Origin of the sequence: uncultured Veillonella sp. (assembly GCF_963543145.1) — a bacterium.
Classification (GTDB): Bacteria; Bacillota; Negativicutes; order Veillonellales; family Veillonellaceae; genus Veillonella.
The window spans coordinates 1-19,771 of record NZ_CAUTZP010000013.1; the positions used below are offsets into that span (position 1 = coordinate 1).

A 19,771-nucleotide genomic window follows, 5' to 3' on the forward strand; every position below is an offset into this window, starting at 1 on the left:
TAAATATCTAGTGTTATAAGGGTTTTTACACACACTTTTTGTCCTATAAGCCTATTTTTGTTGTGGAGTAATACAGTAGTGCACGAAAAAAGACCTTGGATTCAACGATCCAAGGTCTTTTATAGGGAGTATAGTGTGTGTAACGTTCGGTCTGTGGTGTGTGAACACAGACCATTTTCTATTGTGTGAGATAGGGGTTATGGAGCCCGTGGTGAGTCCTACGGGCTCTTTAAGTTTGTGTGTTAGTTTGTGTTAGAGAGTGTATCCAGTGGATACTGTGTGTATAGTATGTGTGTTATATGTGTAGTGTGTCATCTTAGTGGGTTAGGATAGGGGTTCACTAGATGAAAGGAGCTTCTTAGTATTTTGTAGTTTTTACTCTAGAGCTCAAAACTTTACCGGATGTAGCGTCAACTTTTACTTCAGCTTTTTTGTCGCCACCAGTTGTCATATCGAATTCGTATACAACTTTACCGTTTTCACGTTCAACAGACCATTCCATAGTTTGGAAGTCAGAACCAACTTTTTCGATAGCTTTTGTTTCAGCTACTTCAGGAATGATGATGTTTTGGACGTTAATAGTTTTGTTAGCTTTAGCATAGCCTTTTACTTCTTTGTTAACGATTTGACCAGTTGCTTCGTCTACTCTAATTTCTACTTCACGGTTGTTGTAGTAACCTTCTACTTCATAGTAAGGGTTGTGTTTAGCATCGTAGGAAATAGATTTTACAGTAGCACCAGGGAATTGTTGTTGGAATACTGTAACAGCGCCCATGTAATCAACAGAATAGTTAGCTTGAGCGGATGGAGTTACACTACCAACACCGTTCCAGTTGCTATGATTGTTGTAAGCATGGTTGCTAGCTGCGCCAACTACACCTGCTAATAATACTGTACTAACGCCAAGTGCGCATAAAACTTTGGATACTTTCTTAACATTTTTCATGATGAATGCCTCCTAATATACGGTACTTTTAAATACCATTTTGTGAAAGTAGATTTTGCTCAATCTACTTATGCATAATTTAATATTGTTATATGAACACAAGATGAAATCAATACTCTTTTTGCATGAAGATGAGTATATCTTTTTGTTATTATGAACGAGTGACAATAACTATAAGATATAGTCGAAAAGATAAAAAGTCTTAAAAATATAGTATTTATAGTTATATATAGTATTAGACTACATAGTTAACTAACAGTCAATCGCTGTAGTTGACAATTAAAAATACAAGTGTTTTAATTTAGGTAAGTAGTAGTTTGTTATTGTCTTATTAATGGAGGTATACCATGAGTTCTACCGTATCGAAACAAACTCGCATTACCACTCGTCAGCTAACAATGACTGCACTATTTGTGGCTTTGATTGCCGTAGGTGCTTTCATACGGGTGCCATTACCTAACTGTCCGTTTACATTGCAGATCTTATTTACCACATTGGCGGGCATTGTATTAGGTAGTCGTTTAGGCGCTGCTAGCGTAGGCATTTATATTGTACTGGGCCTTATCGGCGTACCTATCTTCACCTCTGGAGGCGGTCCTGGTTATATTTTACAACCTACTTTTGGCTATTTGATTGGTTTTATGGTTGGGGCTTACGTTGTGGGGCGAATTGCTGAATCGATGGATACCCTATCCTTTAAACGATTATTAGCGGGTTCTATATTAAATCTATTAATTGTATATGGCATTGGTATGGTTTACCTATATTTCATTATGAACTTGTATTTAGGTAAACCAATTGGCGTTGAAGCTGTTATTATTACTTGTTTCTTAATTCCAGTAGGTCCAGATATTTTCCTATGTGCTGTAGCAGCATCTTTGGGTAAACGAATCATCAAAGAACTACACCATTAATACAATTCGTTTATGTTGATATCTTAATTGTACAGACATTCTAATTGAATAGATATGATTATTAGCATACAGCTTGTAGCTCTATATTTACTTAAACATATAGAATTCAAGATATATGTATGACTACGTATAGAATGTAAGATATATATAACTTAATCAGTCTTAATAAAAACGAGGCATAATGCCTCGTTTTTATTTGTTTAATTTGTTTTATGGATATACATAACCTAAAATAGGATCTGCTGATTTGATTTTTGTGATTTCAACATACGGTTGTTGACGACCGTGGAAGTCTCGTGTAGAAACCTTACCTTCGATAGATACCCATTGCTCATTTTGCAAGCTATCTCCGTCTGTTTTGTAAGCTGTCATACCGATAGGGGCAACGTCAGCGATACAACAAGCCATAGCCATACGAGAAATAGTGAATTCGTTAGGCTTTAATGTATTATCCTCACGATTTACATAGCCTGTCATATATACAGTGTAATCTTTATATTGCTCTGCATTGGAACCAACTTTTACAATGGTTTGATAGAAGTTATCGGAGTTTAAAACAATTTCTTTTTTATCGTTGGAAATACCCGGTTCTTTGCTTTCACTATTAACTGTGATAACCTCGCCGATAGCATCATTTGTAAAGTCAAAGTTATTGGTATCGTCATTTACGCGAACCGCACCGTGAACACCTGTAGATGGAACGAGTACTGGTGGAACGATAAGTAATACGATGGGAATAATAATTGGTACGATAGATTTCCAGTTATGTTTATAGTATCTTGATGGAGCCCAAATAATCGTCGCTAGACCACCTAAAATGAGGGCCACACTACTAATGCCTAATAAAAGCTCGTAACGAGGTGCAATGTAGTTTAAATAACGACCTGTCACAATGAGATACACACAACAAATACCCAATGTGAGATACAGTAAGCCTTTCACAATGGAAAAGCGATCTTTTAGTCCTAATGTCATGAAATCATCTCCTTTTGTAATCATTAGCTTAAAAGAAATTGATATATTAGAGCCGCTAGATAGGACATAACGGCAATGGTTATACTTAGTCGCACAATAAATGCGGTAGGCATATATTGTTTTAATAGATACACATTTTTGATATCTAACATGGGTCCTAAGATCAGGAAGCCCATAACTGAGCTCATAGGGAATAGGGTGCTTAAAGATTTACCGATGATAGCATCCGATGTAGAACAAATAGAGAAGAAGAAGGCTAATGCTAACAAGAGCGGAATAGCAGCAAAGTCTGGTAATGTAAAGCCCGCCTTGAGTAGCCATGGCTTACCATATACTTGGACTACAGATAATACGCCAGCTGCCATGGAAAAATAGAATAGGAGTTGGGAAAACTCTTTTTCCATATGGATTAACAATCGTTTCTTATCAATATGCTTAGATTTAGCTGCTTCTAAGACGATTTCTTCGTAGCTAAGGTTCTGAGGCGTTTTTACTTTCAACGTAGGTGTAGATAGAGGCCAGAATCGGAAGGATAGAGCAACTAATAAGGCCACACCTAGGCCTAAAATGATACGCCATAGGGATAGCATAGGATTATCGGGAAATGCATACCACGTAGAGAGTATGGTAACGGGATTGATGATGGGACTAGCAAGCATAAACAGGAGCGCTACCGATAGAGGGATACCCCTATCTACGAGTGCCTTAAATAGGGGAATGATGGCACAGTCACAGATGGGTAATGCAAAACCACTAATCATAGCGGCACCGTAGCTTTTCCAAGAATGATCACCTAAGAGTTTCAATAACACCTTTTGAGGTATAAAGTAGCGAATAATCGTTGAGCCTACGGTTCCTAGTAGGAGGAACGGAATTGCTTCGATGATGAGGCCCGTAATAATGGCAAAGCATTGGTGTATGGAGTAAGGAATATCGTGTCGAAAGGCAGTAACTAATAGTATATAAGTGGTAATGCCTATAACTAATAGATTAGGGATTAGGCCCCATGTTGAATTTCGACATAATTGCTCTACCTTTTCAGGGCTAGGCTTTGTAACAATCTTTGCTTCACCGTTGTAGGTGCGTAATAAAGAGTGATGTGTAGGCGTTTCTGTGATAATACAGTCGGCACTATACAATTGACTAGTTACGTCATTACCTAGACCCGGTAATATGGTTGATACGAATTGATCTGTACAAATATATAATACCTTTTCTATTTGTAATAGATGACTCAATTTCTCGCTATATAATAAGGCTTCTAATTGATGAAAGCCGAGCATGCCGTTCCACTCAATCCAAATTTCTTTGGGGTTAACACGCTCTATATAGTTTGCCATTTCACTAGCTATAGTGTTGTAAGTAGATGGATTCGTAGGGCTGATAGCACTCAATGTATCTGCATCGAGCTGTAACGGCTTTTTTATAAGCTCCACACTGCCTTCTTCGGCACTGATAAGTGCTGTACCGCCTAGTTTTTTGCGGTGTTGTAGCTGTTCGTTAATAAATGTGCTTTTACCAGAGCCAATGAAGCCTGTAACGATATAAACTGGTATCATGATTGACACACTTCGTTATGCACCATTGGTACATTAAAATCTGTGCCGATAACGACTAAGCTATAATCGGTAGACTCTGTCGGTGTAAGGGAGCAGTAATGTGTGCCATACTGAAGTTCATGAGGTCCTTCTGTAGTCGGTACAATACCTTTTGCACGAAGTACTGTATCTGGCATGCCTTCCAATATAGTTTTCCATTGTACGAGGCTGAGGGTGCGCAAGTCCTTGAAGGTATGACTCATAAATAGATGCTCATCATGCAAGCAGTTATCGTCGTGACAATGATAAAGTCGTTTGATGTAGTCCCGTAATGATAGGGTGTTCCATGCTTCTTCGTGAATTGGCGTATTAGGAGCAAGGTCACGAATCATACGTTTTGTAATACTGGTTTGTTGAATATCCTCTGTATGGCTCAAGAATATGGCATCGCTATGGGTAATTTGATCTTTAAAGAAGAGCCCAAAGTTTTTGATAAACATGGGCGCTTGCATAGCATCAACGGTCGTAACTGAAGCGTGAACGTAGGCGGATTTTGCAATGTCTTCATCGTTACATGTATGGATGATTTCGCTTAACTTACTAACACCAGATGGTTCGATGTAAATAATGTCGATATCATGATTTCGGAGAATATCAAGCAATGCTTGCTGAAAATTACCTTGTAAGCTACAACAAATGCAGCCAGATGTAACTTCGCGAACGGTAGCACCTGATTTGGAGAGGTTAGCCGCATCGAGGCTGGTTTCGCCAAAATCATTTTCTATGATGAGAATTTTATCTGTAGCTTTATGTTCTTTTAGTATATGTTGTAGGAATGTTGTTTTTCCAGATCCAAGAAATCCGGATATGATAACTATTGGAATCATATACACCTCCTGAGTAATGTAAACACAGTATACACCCATAGGATAACACAGAAAATACTCCCTAGGGTATATAGGAAATCACGGATATATTAGGAATTAACTGATTCTTTTAAAATATATGGGATATATACTTTATATGAGTATACTGGCAAGTGTAGTTGATATTCATAATTATTTGTAAATAAAAGGTGTAGACCGTATGTAGTTTATATGAAAACATACTCTTATTTGGATAAATATTTATTTACAAATTTTGATAAATTTATAAAAAATCCCTCCTAATAGATGGTTCTGTGAGGGGAGCTCAACAGAATACCTTATAGGAGGGATGGAGAGAGACTATATTATTGTAGTTTAGCTAACAATGCTTTGAGGTATACATACACATTCTCTACAGATGGTAAGTGGACGCGTTCTGTTGGTGTATGTGGGCTTACGATGGTAGGACCAAAGCTGATCATTTGTGTGTTTGGTAATACGCCTTTCAATAAACCACATTCAAGACCAGCGTGAATAGCATTTACGTTGGCTGGTGTCTCAAACATTTCGTTATGTAAGGCGATTGCTTGCTCTTCTAATTTAGAGCCTTTATCGTATTCCCATGCAGGGTAACCGCCAGTGCGCTCTGCAGACACGCCAAGAGTTTTTGCAAGAAGCATCATTTTCTTAGCCAAGAATTCAAGGCTATTGCTGTTGGAACTACGGATGGAGATAAGCACCTCTAGAGTGTGTGCATTTTCACGAACGATGGCGATATTGTTGGATGTTTCTACAAGATTTGGAATGGATTTACTTACAGAATGAACCCCATCTTGTGCAAGATAGATATACGTGATGAGTGCTTCTGTTGTGTCATCTGCGTATACTACTTCTGGAGTCGCTACATCTTCTATTACGAATTTGAGACCTGGGTCTGCCACTTCATATTCATGTTGGTATTGTTTTTCTTGGTATGCAAACAATGTTTTAATGGCTGCTACATCTTCGGAGCGTACAGATAATACAGCTACAGATTTGGATGGAATAGCATTATGCTTAACGCCACCTTCGAAGGATGCCAAGCATACCGGATATTGTTGTTGAATATCATAGAGTATGCGAGTTAATACTTGGTTGGAGTTGGCTCGTTGCTCATTGATTTCGATACCAGAATGACCGCCTTTAAGGCCAGTTACTGTAACGGACAAGCCCGCATCATAGCCTGGTTGGTTGTTCTCGCGTAACAATGGAATGTTTACATGTACGTGGCAACCGCCAGCGCAGCTAACAGTAAAGTCGTGTTCAACCTCTGTATCAAGGTTGAGGAGATAATCGCCAGTTACTTGACCTTCTTTAATAGCAAAAGCACCGTCCATGCCTGTTTCTTCGTTAGTAGTGAACAGTAATTGCATAGGGCCATGTTGTTGGCTTTCATCTTCGAGAATAGCGAGCATCATAGCAGCACCCATGCCGTTGTCAGCACCTAAAGTAGTGTGGTCTGCATGCATCCATTCGCCTTCGATGATATTCGCAATTGGATCTTTAGTGAAGTCATGGTTAGAATCATGGCCTTTTACACATACCATGTCGATATGACCTTGCAGAATGATACTTGGACGATTTTCATAGCCTGGAGAGGCAGCCTTTTTAATAACCACATTAAAGATTTCATCTTGGTGAACTTCAAGACCTAAGTTTTTAGCAAAGTTTACGATGTAATCGCTAATGCCTTTTTCGTTGCCAGATTCACGAGGGATTTGGCTCATTTCTTTAAAAATTTCTAATACCCGTTTTGCTTGAACGATTGTTTCCATAATGGTACCTTTCATTCTCTTGTAAATCATATATGTATTATCTGGTAAAAGCCATTATAACTAGCGGTATACAACAAGGGCTTAGGCAAATGATTAGTTCGCTTAGATTGCTTGTTTTAGCCTCTTATAGTAGCGACTTTCACAGACATACATAGGAAATATATAAATAATTAGTGTATATATATAGTTATATCACAAGAATGATTATTAGCATAGCTAATGCAGATACTAGCTATATAGGAATTATATTGTATAATGAGGGTATACGATTAACGATTTTACAAATCCATTAGATTTTAGAAGGTTGGTGAACCGATGCAACACGAAAGTCGCAATATCAGTATGCTTATGGATTTTTATGAGATGACCATGGCACACGGCTACTTTACAAAACATGAAAATACGGATCGCGTCGCATTTGACGTTTTCTTTAGACGCAATCCAGACAAGGGTGGCTTCGCCATTTTTGGTGGTCTCGAGCAAATCGTTGAGTACATTTTGAATTTACATTTTGATGAAAGTGACATTGCTTATTTGCGCGACCAAGGCATTTTTAGCGATGAATTTTTAGACTATTTGAAAGATTTCTCCTTCACAGGCGATGTGTACGCATTCCCTGAAGGCTCTATTATTTATCCTAATGAACCGGTTATTACTATCGTCGCACCTCTTATAGATGCACAAATCGTAGAAACTGCAGTGCTTACTATGATGAACCATCAATCCTTAATTGCTACAAAAGCCAATCGTATTGTTCGTGCCGCAGATGGACGAGTGGTAGCCGATTTTGGAGCTCGTCGAGCTCATAATGTGGATGCTGCCGTATATGGTGCGCGCGCTGCCTATATTGGTGGTGTAGCATCCACTGCAACAGTATTAGCAGGGCAACAGTTTGGTATTCCGGTGAGCGGTACTATGGCCCACAGTTGGGTTATGTATCACGGATCTGAATACGATGCTTTCAAGGCATATGCTGAGGTGTATCCAGATAATGCTGTATTCCTTGTAGATACGTATGATGTATTAAAATCTGGTGTACCGAATGCAATTCAGGTTGCCAAAGATGTGTTAGTGCCTATGGGTAAACGGTTGAAAGGCATTCGCCTTGACTCTGGCGACCTTGCATATTTGGCAAAGAAAGCGCGTCGCATGCTAGACGATGCAGGGTTGGAGGATTGTAAAATCATGGCTTCTAATAGCCTTGATGAATATACGATAAAATCTCTCCTCCTTCAAGGTGGCCCTATCGATATCTTTGGGGTAGGTGAAAGACTCATCACCTCTAAGAGTGATCCTGTATTTGGTGCTGTATACAAGATTGCAAGCGTTGAAAAAGATGGTAAGTGGGAACCTCGTATCAAGATTTCTGAGGCCGTAGAAAAGATTACAAATCCAGGCTTGAAAAAGGTGTATCGCGTTTATAATGAAAAAGGGCGTGCCATTGCCGATCTATTAACATTATTACGGGAAGTACCTGACACAGCGGAGCCATATCGTTATATTAACCCTGAGCAACCTTGGCGTGAATTATATTTTGAAAACTGTACTTTCAAAGAAATGAAAGAGCTCATTATCAAGGATGGTAAATTGATAAAAGCGTTACCAACCCTTGAGGAAATTCGTCAATATGTTAAAGACCAATTGACTAATGAAATCTGGCCTGAAGAACAACGTTTTGAAAATCCTCATCGTCATTATCTTGATATGAGTCCAAGTTATTATCAATTGAAACTTGATTTATTGAACCGTATTTATCGGAAAAAATAGGAGGGCTTATGTTAGAAAATCCACAAGCTACAAAGGATGCTCTCGTTCAATGGATTCGAGATTACTTTAATCAAAATGGACCCACTTGTAGTGCTGTTGTTGGTATCTCAGGTGGTAAGGATTCAACTATTGTTGCCGCTCTTTGTAAGGAAGCCTTAGGGGCAGATCGAGTTGTAGGTGTTCTCATGCCCAACGGCGTTCAATCCGATATCGACGATGCCAAGGCGGTAGTAGAGCATTTAGGTATTCCTCATATGACGGTTAATATTGGTGGAGCTTACGAAGCTTTAACACAAGCTATTGTGCAAGGTGAAAGCTATGACGTTGTAACGGGTAGAAAGGATTTGTCTCGAGATGCGGCTATTAATACGCCGCCTCGCCTTCGGATGGCAACCCTTTATGCAGTAGGGCAAAATTTGCCAAATGGTGCTCGTGTAGCAAATACTTGTAATGGTTCTGAAGATTATGTGGGATACTCCACCAAATTTGGTGATAGTGCAGGGGACTTTAGTCCTCTTGCACAACTCGTTGTAGAAGAGGTCCGTCAAATTGGCAGACTTCTTGATATTCCGTCCTACTTAGTCGATAAAGTGCCTAGTGATGGTCTCAGTGGTCAATCGGATGAGGATAAATTAGGATTTACCTATGCTGTGTTGGACCGCTATATCAGAACTGGCGAAATTGAAGATTTAGCTACGAAGGAACGAATTGATTATCTGAACCGTATCAATAAGCATAAGCTGGAGTTGATGCCATCTTTTGATCCGAAACGTTAAGCGACAGTTACGCGACAGGAGAGTTAAAATAAATTATTTACTTATAGAGTGATCGTGGAGGTAATATGGAGACAAAAATCGCTTTGATTGGTACTGGTGGAACGATTGCAGGCCAAGGTGCTTCTGATACAGATTTGACAGGTTATACAGCTGGTGTACTAGGGCTCGATGAAATCTTAGCCTCTGTACCAGGTACAGAGCCATATGGTCCTTATACATATACCCAGTTTAGTAATATTGAAAGCTCCGATATTACCGTAAAACACTGGTTAGAATTATCTCAATTAGTACAAAAATTAGTAAATCAAGAGGATATTAGTGGTGTTGTTATTACTCACGGCACAGATAGTATGGAGGAAACAGCATATTTCCTTAATCTTACTGTACATACTGATAAGCCAATTGTCGTTACTGGCTCAATGAGACCTGCTGGTGCAATTAGTGCGGATGGGCCCATTAATTTATTGCAAGCCATCCAAGTGGCAAGAACTCCTACATCTGTAGGAAAAGGTGTTCTTGTAGTACTCAACGGTTATATTGATGGTGCTCGTGATGTATCCAAATGTAATACGACGAATGTAGCGACCTTTGATAGTCCATTAGTGGGGCATCTTGGCATCGTACAAGATGGCGTAGCTCATTACTATAAAGCCTCTACTCGTTGCCATACTAAAGATTCTGAATTCGATGTGAGCGACCTAAAAGAATTGCCACGCGTAGTAATCTTAACTTGCTATGGTGGTATGGATGATATGGTACCCATGAGTGTAGTAGCTACCAATCCAGATGGCTTGATCCTAACGGGTCTCGGCCATGGTACAATTCCACAAAATGTACGCCAAATTACTCAGAATACGAAGTTCCCGACGGTACGGGCCTCTCGTACGGGCAGTGGTATGGTATCTGCAGTGCCACAAGATGCATTAGCAGGTTATCTTGTGAGTGATACATTGAGTCCTCAAAAGGCTCGTATCCTACTAATGTTAGGCCTTACAAAAACTAAAAATCTTAAAAAGTTACAACATTTCTTCTATAAATATTAATTATTTTGTTTCCTGATTATATAGCTCTTATTGACTAAGAATAATCTTAGTATTTCCTTTGAAAGAAAATAAAAAGATTTGAGAAATAATCTCAAATCTTAATTTGATATTCATTTTCAAGTATTATACTGTGTGTAACAGTTTTATATGCAATGAACCGCACATCCCGATCGCCTAGGATGTGCGGTTTTCATTTGATTCTTATCTTTTTTCTTATAAGCAGTAAATTAAACGATATATTAAGCGAGCGATGCATACAATAATATATCGTTTGTAGAGCGAGGGATATATTTATTCAGCTCCGATAGCATTTTCTAATGCTCTTTGTACGCCTACATAGACTGTTTTGGCTAAAGTATCTCCAAAGAGGGAGAAAGATCCTGCATCGGTTAAGATGTCACCATTTGTATCGATGGTGAGAATGACGCCATCTGTAGATGTACCTGTAGCAGAGGTTTGACGTTCTTTTGTGAGTGCGTCAGGAATATCTTCGTTGATAAATGGATAGAGTTTTACACTTTCAGCGCCCCAATCTTGGAGGGCTGCAGTTTTAGCCTCTGTAATAGTCATGATTGCTTTCACCATGGCGCTGTCAGTTAAGGCTTTATTCGTAAAGACGAGGATGTTGATTGTGCCAGGCGTTATAAACTCCCCGTCCCGCTCTTCATAGCAATAGCCTGTGCCTGCACGATGGGCTGTTTTTTCGTACCCTGCTGTAACGATAGTCTCTACGATCGTATCTTTCTCCTCGACTTTGGCGTAGGCGTGGAGTGTCATGGTAGCAGATGTTAGAAGTGCTGTACTAAAATGGACGGGCGTATCGATTTGTTCGAACTCTTGGGCTAAATAGTTGGCTACCGAGCCACCTGGTAAATCGCGTTCTGTTTCGATTTGGTATGTTAATTGTTGGTTGCGCACGGCCAGTGTATGGTGATAGCCACCATTGAGTTGTCCACTAGATAAGGAATAATGGATGTCATCAAAGTGCACTGTAACGGAGTTTAATTCTTTTGTTACATACCCTCTAGTAGCAAGCTCTTGAGGTGCTTCATATGGATTGTTGATCATGTAAGTCTCCCTAGATTTAGATTGTTATGTATGTAATATAACGTTATAATAACTTTACCGTATCGTTGTAAAATATATTTATTAAATTATAGCATATATGTTTATGATGACTATATTTATAGATGTGCTCAAGCATATATAGTTTTATTATTGGAGGTTTTACATGGACAATATTTTTTATTCTGCTTCAGAAATATTGTTTAAAGATGCTAATGTATTAATTAATATTCGAGATTGGTTCTTTTCACAAGCGGGCAATATATTATTAGCTCTTATTACATTTTGGGTAGGTCGTTATGCTATTAAATGGGTGAAAAACTTTGCTGTACGTATTATGACTAAGGCCTCTTACGACTCAGCAGCCATGAGCTTTATCACTCAGATTATTAATTATGCCTTACTTGTAGGGTTAATATTGATTTGCCTAAATGTACTTGGTGTTCCTACCACATCCTTTATAGCTGCCTTTGGTGCCTTTGGTTTAGGTATTGGTTTAGCCTTACAGAACAACTTATCTAACTTAGCATCAGGCTTATTAATTCTTATATTTAAGCCATTTAGAGCAGGTCACATTATTCAAGTTAGAGATACTATAGGTAGTGTTAAGTCAATTCAATTTATGTACACTATTATCACTACTAGAGATCAAAGAAATGTGTATATACCAAATTCTATCCTTACATCTGAAGCCGTAACGAATATTGCGTATACAACGGAGCGACTTATCCCCTTTGTTTTTGATATCGGGTATAATAACGACCATCATGAGGCAATTAAAATTTTAAAGAAGATTTTTGCTAATGATAAACGCGTTCTTAATCCCAAAACTATGGAAATTGGTATTTCTGAATTTGGAGATAACTCTGTACGCATTGCCGCCTATGCACGCGTTAAGTCGAGGGATTTCGTAGATGTGAAATATAGCATTATGTCTGATGTAAAGGATGCGTTTGATAAATATGGTATTGATATTCCATATCCTCAACGTGTGGTGCATATTCAAAATGTAGATAACTCTACTGGTGAAATCAAAGGCATTAAGAAAAAAGCAACAGAAACGAATGTTACTATTGATGATAGTCCAAAAAGTTAAGTGTAATTTAGAAGTTAAATGTAATGTAGAAAGTGAGATATATGGTATCTTTAACAACTAATTTGTTTATGATGTGGAAACGAATTATTTTCCTGATAACCTTTATAGGGGCTGTATTACTAGGCTCTAGTATTTCCTATGCCGCATATATTGCACCGCCATCTACAGTTGGTGAAGCGGTAGTCCTCATCGATGCAGATACAAAGGAGATTTTATTTGCTAAAAATCCTGATAAATGGATGCACCCAGCGAGTACTACAAAAATGGTTACCTTGTTAACGGCACTAGAGCTTAAAGGTACTCAACTTGATGAATTAGCTACGATTAGTAGTTATGCAACGAGCATGGAAGAATCTAATCTAGGTGTTCGTGTAGGCGATCAAATTACCTTAGAAGGTGTTCTTGAAGGTATGATGGTTGCCAGTGGCAATGATGCGGCTGTTGTAGTAGCAGAAAATGTGAGTGGCTCTGTGGCAAACTTTGCGAAGGATATGAATCGCATTGCTGCAAAAGCAGGGGCTAAAAATAGTGTTTTCTTAAACCCTCATGGCTTAACGCAAATGGGTCATCACTCTACGGCGCGTGACTTAGCGATGATTGCTGCATATGGTATGAAATACCAAATGTTCCGCGATAAGGTTGCTAATGATTACTATAAGGTGCCATACCAAAATCGTGCACCTGTAACAATTCGTACAACAAATCACTTCATTCGTAACAAATATCCTGGTGCCAATGGCTTGAAAACAGGCTATACGAATGCTGCAGGGGAATGTTTAATCGCATCTGCTACGCGTAATGGTCACACTATGATTGTTGTTATGCTTAACGATGATAATCGTTGGGAAGAAGCAGTGCAATTCCTTGATTATGGTTTTAAACTTCGCGGTGTAATTTAGTTCAGAGGGAGATATGAGTTCATTTTTTGCATTTTTAAAACGCATGCGCTTTATCAATCGATGGAGTCTTATGCGGAATACAGAAACAGAAAATATTCAAGAGCATAGCCTTGAAGTCGCTATGGTAGCTCATAACTTAGCAGCTTTAAAGAATGAATATTTCGGTGGCAATGTAGATATTAATAAAGTGGCTGTTATTGCGATGTACCATGAGGTGAGTGAAATCTTCACAGGGGACATGCCAACACCTATTAAATACTTTGATCCAAAACTCCGTGAACTGTATGGTGAAGTTGAATCCTTGGCACAAGAGAAAATGTTGTCTACTTTACCAGAACGGCTACAAGCTATTTATAAGCCTATCATTGTAGATGCTGAAGAAAGTGAAGAATGGCCTATCGTAAAGGCAGCAGATACGATTTCAGCGTATATGAAATGTGTGAACGAACTTAAGGCAGGAAATGATGAGTTCAAAGAAGCCCATGACTCTATCTTGGTTAAATTAAAAGCACTCAACATGCCTGAGGTAGATATGTTCCTTGAAACCTATATGCCGGCCCTCGGCAAGAGCTTAGATGAGCTAAACTATTATGAAATAAAATAATGATTAACTACATAACGAACAAAAAAGAGACGGACAGGTGTCGTCTCTTTTTGTTCTGCAAAACTATCAAATCTCCTATGTATGAGGATGGTTATTATACTTTTTTAGATTTAATAATCTTGTGGTTCCTCATTAATATTTTTTTGCCACGCCAGGAGAAGGCGCGGTGTCCGTATTTAGCTTTGAATTCTTTGTTGGTTAGGGTATCGAGTTCTCCTATATCAATAAAGGGTTCGATGGCTTGGAATTCTGGAATTGGTGTTGTAGGAATGTTTTGGTTGTGAGGACATACGTCTTGGCATACATCACAGCCGAATACAAGAGGCGTCTTAGCGATGATTCGTTCTTCTTCGGTAGTTAATTCTCCTTTTTTCTGCGTTAAATAGCTTTTACATGTGTCGTATTTAAACGCATCGTGGCCTAAACATTTGCCGAGACATGCAGTGATACAGCGATTACAGCCCATACAGGACTGGTCTAGAGGTGTATTAGGCTCAAGCTCTAAGGTTGTCAAAATCGTTCCTATAACCACATAAGAACCCCATTTAGGGCTGATGAAGCAATTGTTTTTGCCGTAAAACCCGAGGCCTGCTAGGTATGCCATGTATCGATCTGCTAAGGGAGATGTATCACAATGAATAGAGAATAGAGCTGATTCATCTGTTGTTTGTAATCTTTCAATTAGTCGTTCTAAATATTCATTAATGACCAGGTGATAATCTGTAGCCCACGTATAACGAGATAGATTGGAAGGACCTTGATAGTCTACATGGTATGGGAAAAGACAAACTATGGCACTTTTAGGTCTGAAAAGGGTTGTTCCTAATAGTCTTTCCTCTACATTGGCAGCCGTAAAGGGACATGGATTACTTTCGTATAAAATGGATTTTGCGTTCTCAGGTAGTGGCCAAGATGCAACGCCAAACTCATAAATATTCAGTTCTTTGCAGATTTCTTGTAAATTTATATATTTCATCGTAGATTTAGTGGCGAATAATTGGTAAAATAAAAGTATAAGAAACGTGGGGAATTCTATAGATTCCTAATAGGTTTGTAGTCCGATGATATCTGTATTTTTATAGTTATCATCAAAGTTCTTTTAGTATTAGTATACCATTGAGAGGACAGATTATGTTAGCATTTATGAAAGTATTACAACCGAAGACGGTGGAAGAGGCTTATGAATTAGCCACAAAGAACAAAACTGCTCCGATGCTAGCTGGCGGATGCTGGTTGCGTTTAGGTCGACGCACATGGCCATCAGTAATCGATATGGCAAGTCTCGATTTGCGTTATGTTCGTGAAGAGGAGAACGAATTTGTAATTGGCGCTATGGCGACGCAAGGAGATGTGGAACGCTTTGAGCCATTACAACAATTCTGCGGTGGTGCCGTAGTTAAAGGCGTTAAGGAAATCCTTGGCGTTCAATTCCGTAATACAGCTACTATGGGCGGATCTGTAGCTAGTAAATTCGGCTTCTCCGATATTATTCCTGCATTATTGGCAGTGCATGCAGACATCGTTACCTTTAAAGGTGGTCGCATGTCCATGCAAGACTATATGACATATAGAGAACGTGATATCCTCATGGAAATTCGCATCCCTAAAGTAGATGTGCCTGTAGCTATTGAAGCACTTCGCATCTCTCGTGGTGACTTCCCAATGTTGACAGGTGCTCTTCGCCATGATGACAAGGGTGTTGAATTGTATATCGGTACAAGACCTGGCGTACCTCAATTAGCAGCTAAAGCAAGTGCTTTACTTTCAGAAAAAGGATTGTCTGCAGCAAAAGAAGCAGGTCAATTAGCATCTGAAGAATTAGTTTACCAATCTAACTCTCATGCGTCCAAAGAATACCGTATGGAAATGGTGAAAGCAATGGTTCAACGCTTAGCTAAGGAGGTGGCACAATAATGGAATTAGTACTAAATATTAATAATAAAAATGTAACAGTTAATGTGCCAACTGACGAAATGTTGTTGGATACATTGCGTAATCTTGGTTATTACAGCGTACGTTGTGGCTGTGATACTACAAACTGCGGTCTTTGTACTGTATGGGTAGACGACGAAATTATTTTATCTTGTGCATATCCTACATTCCGTGCACCAGGTCATAAGATTACTACATTAGAAGGTTTACAAGAAGAAGCTGAATTACTAGCAGCTTGCATCGCAAGTGAAGGTGGGGACCAATGTGGTTTCTGTACTACTGGTATGATGATGAGTGCTATCAATTTGAAACGCAAAAATCCAAAGGCTAGTGATGATGAAATCCGCGAGTATCTCATCGGTAACTTGTGCCGTTGTACTGGCTATGAATCACAACTTCGAGGGGTTCGTAAATTCTTAGAAGGAGGCCTATAATAATGAATAAGCACATTGGTAAATCCTATGACAAAGTTGACTTTAAAGGTATCTTGACGGGTAAGCCGTCTTATACAGGCGATTTTGTTCCAAAAGATGCGCTCGTTATTAAGGTTCTTCGTAGCCCACACGCACAGGCGCGCATTAAATCGATTGATACATCTAAAGCTAAATTGATTCCAGGCGTAGAAGCAATCTTTACCCATGAAGATGTGCCTAATACTCGTTTCACATTGGCTGGTCAAACCTATCCAGAGCCATCTGCGTATGATGCGCTTATCTTGGATCCTGTAGTTCGGTATGTTGGTGATGAGGTAGCTCTTGTAGTAGCTAAAGATGAGGCTACAGCTCTAAAAGCTATGCCTCTTATCAAGGTTGAGTACGAAGTACAAAAACCTGTACTTGATATGCATACTGCTATCGACCATGAAACTGTAGTTCATCCTGAGGATGATATTCATAACAATATTCCTGTAGGTCAAGATTACAAACGTAATATTTGTGTATCCTACCATAAGCGCGTAGGCGATATTGAAGCGGAACTCGCTAAATGTGATTATGTAGTAGATGGGACATACTTTGACCAAGCTACACGCCAAACTGCCATGGAGCCATTCCAAAGTTTTGGTTATATTGATGCATTGGGCCGCGTAGTTATCGTATCTTCTACGCAAATCGTATTCCATGTGCGTCGTCATATTGCACGTGCTCTTGGCATTCCTGCTACAAAAATTCGCGTAATCAAGCCTCGTATCGGCGGTGGTTTCGGTTCTAAACAAACGGCTTGTACAGAAATTATGACAGCTTTTGTAGCCTGGACATTGAAGAAGCCTTGTTATCTTTTATATGATCGTACTGAAGCGCAAACTTGCTCTACTACACGTCATGCTCGTGAATGGCAAATTCGCGTAGGTGCCACAAAAGATGGTATCATCAAGGTTATTGATATGGACTCTATTACTGATGCAGGTGCTCATGCAACGCACTGTTTCACTACCACAACAGCTGGGGAACATAAGTCTATTCCTTTATATAATAAAGCGACAGCTATTCATTACGGCACAGAAGGCGTTTACATGAACCATACTCCAGGCGGTGCGTTCCGTGGTTATGGTGCTACCGAAGCATTGTGGCCATTAGAGTGTGCTGTTAATAACTTGGCGGACAAGATGGGGGTAGACCCTGCTGAATTACGTCAAAAGAACTTGATTGCTCAAGGGGAACAAAGCTTAGTATACGCTCCAGATGAATACCTTGATTCTGGTCTGTTCCAAGAAACAGTAAATCGCGTAAAAGAAATGGCTCGTTGGGATGAACGCCCTCATTCTTGGGATATCGATGAACGCTATCGCGGCGGCCTTGGCATGGCATTGGCGTTACAAGGTTCTGGCGTTGCTAATATCGACGTAGCATCTGTAGAAATTCGCCTTGGCGATGATGGTAACTACACATTGTACACTGGTTCTTCCGATATGGGCATGGGCTCTAATACTGTATTGACTCAAATGGCCTGCGAAGTAATCGGTTGTCCTATGGAATATATGACGGTTGTTGAATCCGATACAGATATTGTACCGTTTGACCCAGGTTCCTATGCATCTAGTACGACCTATGTAACTGGTACAGCGGCTAAGAAGGCTGCAGAAGAGTTGCGCGCTAAGATCATTGCTAAATTTGCAGAGTTCTTTGAAACAGACGTTGAAAACGTTGATTTTGATGGCGTTGTAGCTACAACAAAAGATGGCTCCAAAACTATGGATATTCATCAATTAGCTCCAAAACTATTAGTGGGCGTTAAGGCGGAACAATTGTCTGGTTTCGCTACATGGGGTAGTCATACATCCCCACCTCCATTTATGGCAACTATTGCAGAAGTAAAAGTAGACAAACAAACTGGTAAGGTTATTCCTCTTCATACATACTCTTGTATTGACTGCGGTACTGTTATCAACCCTAAATTGGCTCGCGTTCAAGTTGAAGGTGGTGTAGTACAAGCTATTGGCATGGCTTTATATGAAGATGTACGCTATACAAATAGTGGTCGTTTAGAAACTAATAACCTTATGACTTATAAAATTCCAACCCGTCAAGATATCGGTGAATTACATGTAGACTTTGTAGAGTCTTATGAACCAACTGGCGGATTTGGTGCTAAATCTATTGGCGAAGTGGTTATTAATACGGCTAGTCCTGCTATTCAACATGCTATTAAAAATGCAGTTGGCGCAGATGTTCGTACATTACCTATGACACCTGAGAAGGTATTTATGGCGATGGACGAGAAATATAAAGTATAGAGATTTTAATTTGCTTTTTACTTTCTAAGGAGGCCTGGTTCTATGACATCACAAACATCCTATTGGAATCGATTGATTCAGCCGGGTATCGTAGCCCTCGTAGGGGCTGGCGGTAAGACGACGGTGCTTTCCAAACTAGTAGAATATGGACGGCTGAAAGGTCAGCCCATCGTAGTTACGACTACGACTCGACTCTATGAATCTCAGGTTGCTCATTATAAACCGATTTATACCAAAAATATTAATGAAGCAGATGAGTATTGTACTGATCGTGTGTTACATGGTTATTGTGGTGCGTGGTTCTCTGGGATTACAGGAACAAAAGTGGACTCCTTAGATTGTGATCGTATCGATAGTTTATCCAAGTTACATCCTAACTGGCAAATTGTAGTAGAAGCAGACGGTGCAAAGGAAAAATGGCTCAAGGCGCCCAAGACGAGTGAACCTGTTATTCCATCCCTTACAAAGACTACGATTGGTCTTGTTAACTTACAAATGCTAGGGGCTCCTCTTGATGATGAGCACGTACATAATATTGAGCTCGTTCAAGATATCGTAAAACGCGATGTGGGGGCTATTGTAACACCGCGTATGTTGGCTGATCTTGTATTGCACAAGCAAGGTTTATTCCAATACAGCAAAGGTAAAAAAATCCTATTCTGTACAGGTTATGAAACAGTGCAACATCGCATCATCGATGATTTTATTGATCATATTGTGGATAGCGATATCGGTGCTATCATTTTAGCTGATGGATACAAAGCAAGTTGCGAAATCCGTCGCATTATTCAATGTCGGTAGGTAC

At 39.5% G+C, this 19,771-nt stretch carries 18 protein-coding genes; 11 read left to right on the plus strand and 7 right to left on the minus strand.

What is annotated here, in order from left to right; genetic code table 11:
• Positions 1 to 358: 358 nt before the first annotated feature.
• A complete protein-coding gene (locus RWZ05_RS06635; RefSeq protein WP_314643069.1) occupies positions 359 to 946 on the minus strand; it encodes a PepSY domain-containing protein in 588 nt (195 codons plus the stop codon).
• A 347-nt stretch (positions 947 to 1,293) separates the two neighbouring features.
• Here RWZ05_RS06635 and RWZ05_RS06640 point away from each other — a divergent pair, with 347 nt between their 5' ends.
• A complete protein-coding gene (locus RWZ05_RS06640) occupies positions 1,294 to 1,860 on the plus strand; it encodes a biotin transporter BioY (protein WP_314643070.1) in 567 nt (188 codons plus the stop codon).
• Positions 1,861 to 2,070: 210 nt separating this feature from the next.
• Here RWZ05_RS06640 and RWZ05_RS06645 read toward each other — a convergent pair whose 3' ends face one another.
• The 4 genes from RWZ05_RS06645 to RWZ05_RS06660 all read right to left on the minus strand — a co-directional run bounded on the left by RWZ05_RS06645 (position 2,071) and on the right by RWZ05_RS06660 (position 7,053).
• Positions 2,071 to 2,835: a TIGR03943 family putative permease subunit gene (locus RWZ05_RS06645; RefSeq protein ID WP_314643072.1), complete on the minus strand. Its 765-nt coding sequence runs from the start codon at positions 2,833 to 2,835 to the stop codon at positions 2,071 to 2,073.
• A 23-nt stretch (positions 2,836 to 2,858) separates the two neighbouring features.
• Entirely contained in the window at positions 2,859 to 4,394 is a 1,536-nt protein-coding gene (locus RWZ05_RS06650) for a permease (RefSeq protein WP_314643073.1), read from the minus strand.
• Complete coding sequence (locus RWZ05_RS06655; RefSeq protein WP_314643074.1) at positions 4,391 to 5,260, minus strand: GTP-binding protein; 870 nt, start codon at positions 5,258 to 5,260, stop codon at positions 4,391 to 4,393. Before RWZ05_RS06655 ends, RWZ05_RS06650 begins: the two co-directional genes overlap by 4 nt.
• Positions 5,261 to 5,604: 344 nt before the next feature.
• Positions 5,605 to 7,053, minus strand: coding sequence for an aminoacyl-histidine dipeptidase (locus RWZ05_RS06660; protein WP_314643075.1), 1,449 nt, complete (start codon positions 7,051 to 7,053; stop codon positions 5,605 to 5,607).
• Positions 7,054 to 7,368: 315 nt separating this feature from the next.
• Here RWZ05_RS06660 and RWZ05_RS06665 point away from each other — a divergent pair, with 315 nt between their 5' ends.
• The 3 genes from RWZ05_RS06665 (at position 7,369) to RWZ05_RS06675 (ending at position 10,639) form a co-directional block, all read left to right on the plus strand.
• On the plus strand, positions 7,369 to 8,820 hold the full coding sequence (locus RWZ05_RS06665) for a nicotinate phosphoribosyltransferase (protein ID WP_314643076.1): 1,452 nt from the start codon (positions 7,369 to 7,371) through the stop codon (positions 8,818 to 8,820).
• Between the two features lie 8 nt (positions 8,821 to 8,828).
• On the plus strand, positions 8,829 to 9,596 hold the full coding sequence (gene nadE / locus RWZ05_RS06670) for an NAD(+) synthase (protein ID WP_314643077.1): 768 nt from the start codon (positions 8,829 to 8,831) through the stop codon (positions 9,594 to 9,596).
• Between the two features lie 65 nt (positions 9,597 to 9,661).
• On the plus strand, positions 9,662 to 10,639 hold the full coding sequence (locus RWZ05_RS06675) for an asparaginase (protein WP_314643079.1): 978 nt from the start codon (positions 9,662 to 9,664) through the stop codon (positions 10,637 to 10,639).
• 291 nt (positions 10,640 to 10,930) lie between these two features.
• On the opposite strand, the gene RWZ05_RS06680 is transcribed toward RWZ05_RS06675, so the two are convergent.
• Positions 10,931 to 11,707, minus strand: a complete 777-nt coding sequence (locus RWZ05_RS06680; RefSeq protein WP_314643081.1) for an adenosylcobinamide amidohydrolase — start codon at positions 11,705 to 11,707, stop codon at positions 10,931 to 10,933.
• Between the two features lie 163 nt (positions 11,708 to 11,870).
• On the opposite strand from RWZ05_RS06680, the gene RWZ05_RS06685 reads away from it, so the two are divergent.
• From RWZ05_RS06685 to yfbR, 3 genes are read left to right on the plus strand one after another with little or no spacing between them, the layout of a single operon-like run.
• Entirely contained in the window at positions 11,871 to 12,800 is a 930-nt protein-coding gene (locus RWZ05_RS06685; RefSeq protein ID WP_314643082.1) for a mechanosensitive ion channel family protein, read from the plus strand.
• A gap of 41 nt (positions 12,801 to 12,841) precedes the next feature.
• The gene (locus RWZ05_RS06690) at positions 12,842 to 13,699 is read left to right on the plus strand and encodes a D-alanyl-D-alanine carboxypeptidase family protein (protein ID WP_314643083.1); all 858 of its coding nucleotides are present in this window, start codon (positions 12,842 to 12,844) and stop codon (positions 13,697 to 13,699) included.
• Between the two features lie 13 nt (positions 13,700 to 13,712).
• Positions 13,713 to 14,303, plus strand: a complete 591-nt coding sequence (gene yfbR, locus RWZ05_RS06695; protein WP_314643084.1) for a 5'-deoxynucleotidase — start codon at positions 13,713 to 13,715, stop codon at positions 14,301 to 14,303.
• A gap of 94 nt (positions 14,304 to 14,397) precedes the next feature.
• Here yfbR and RWZ05_RS06700 read toward each other — a convergent pair whose 3' ends face one another.
• Positions 14,398 to 15,279, minus strand: a complete 882-nt coding sequence (locus RWZ05_RS06700) for a QueG-associated DUF1730 domain-containing protein (protein WP_314643086.1) — start codon at positions 15,277 to 15,279, stop codon at positions 14,398 to 14,400.
• 155 nt (positions 15,280 to 15,434) lie between these two features.
• Here RWZ05_RS06700 and RWZ05_RS06705 point away from each other — a divergent pair, with 155 nt between their 5' ends.
• Genes RWZ05_RS06705 through yqeC form a run of 4 tightly spaced genes read left to right on the plus strand, consistent with a single transcriptional unit; the run spans position 15,435 to position 19,767 of the window.
• Positions 15,435 to 16,217, plus strand: coding sequence for an FAD binding domain-containing protein (locus RWZ05_RS06705; RefSeq protein ID WP_314643087.1), 783 nt, complete (start codon positions 15,435 to 15,437; stop codon positions 16,215 to 16,217).
• Entirely contained in the window at positions 16,217 to 16,669 is a 453-nt protein-coding gene (locus RWZ05_RS06710; protein WP_314643088.1) for a 2Fe-2S iron-sulfur cluster-binding protein, read from the plus strand. Before RWZ05_RS06705 ends, RWZ05_RS06710 begins: the two co-directional genes overlap by 1 nt.
• A gap of 2 nt (positions 16,670 to 16,671) precedes the next feature.
• The gene (locus RWZ05_RS06715) at positions 16,672 to 18,966 is read left to right on the plus strand and encodes a molybdopterin cofactor-binding domain-containing protein (protein ID WP_314643089.1); all 2,295 of its coding nucleotides are present in this window, start codon (positions 16,672 to 16,674) and stop codon (positions 18,964 to 18,966) included.
• Between the two features lie 42 nt (positions 18,967 to 19,008).
• Positions 19,009 to 19,767: a selenium cofactor biosynthesis protein YqeC gene (gene yqeC / locus RWZ05_RS06720; protein WP_314643091.1), complete on the plus strand. Its 759-nt coding sequence runs from the start codon at positions 19,009 to 19,011 to the stop codon at positions 19,765 to 19,767.
• Positions 19,768 to 19,771 lie beyond the last annotated feature (4 nt).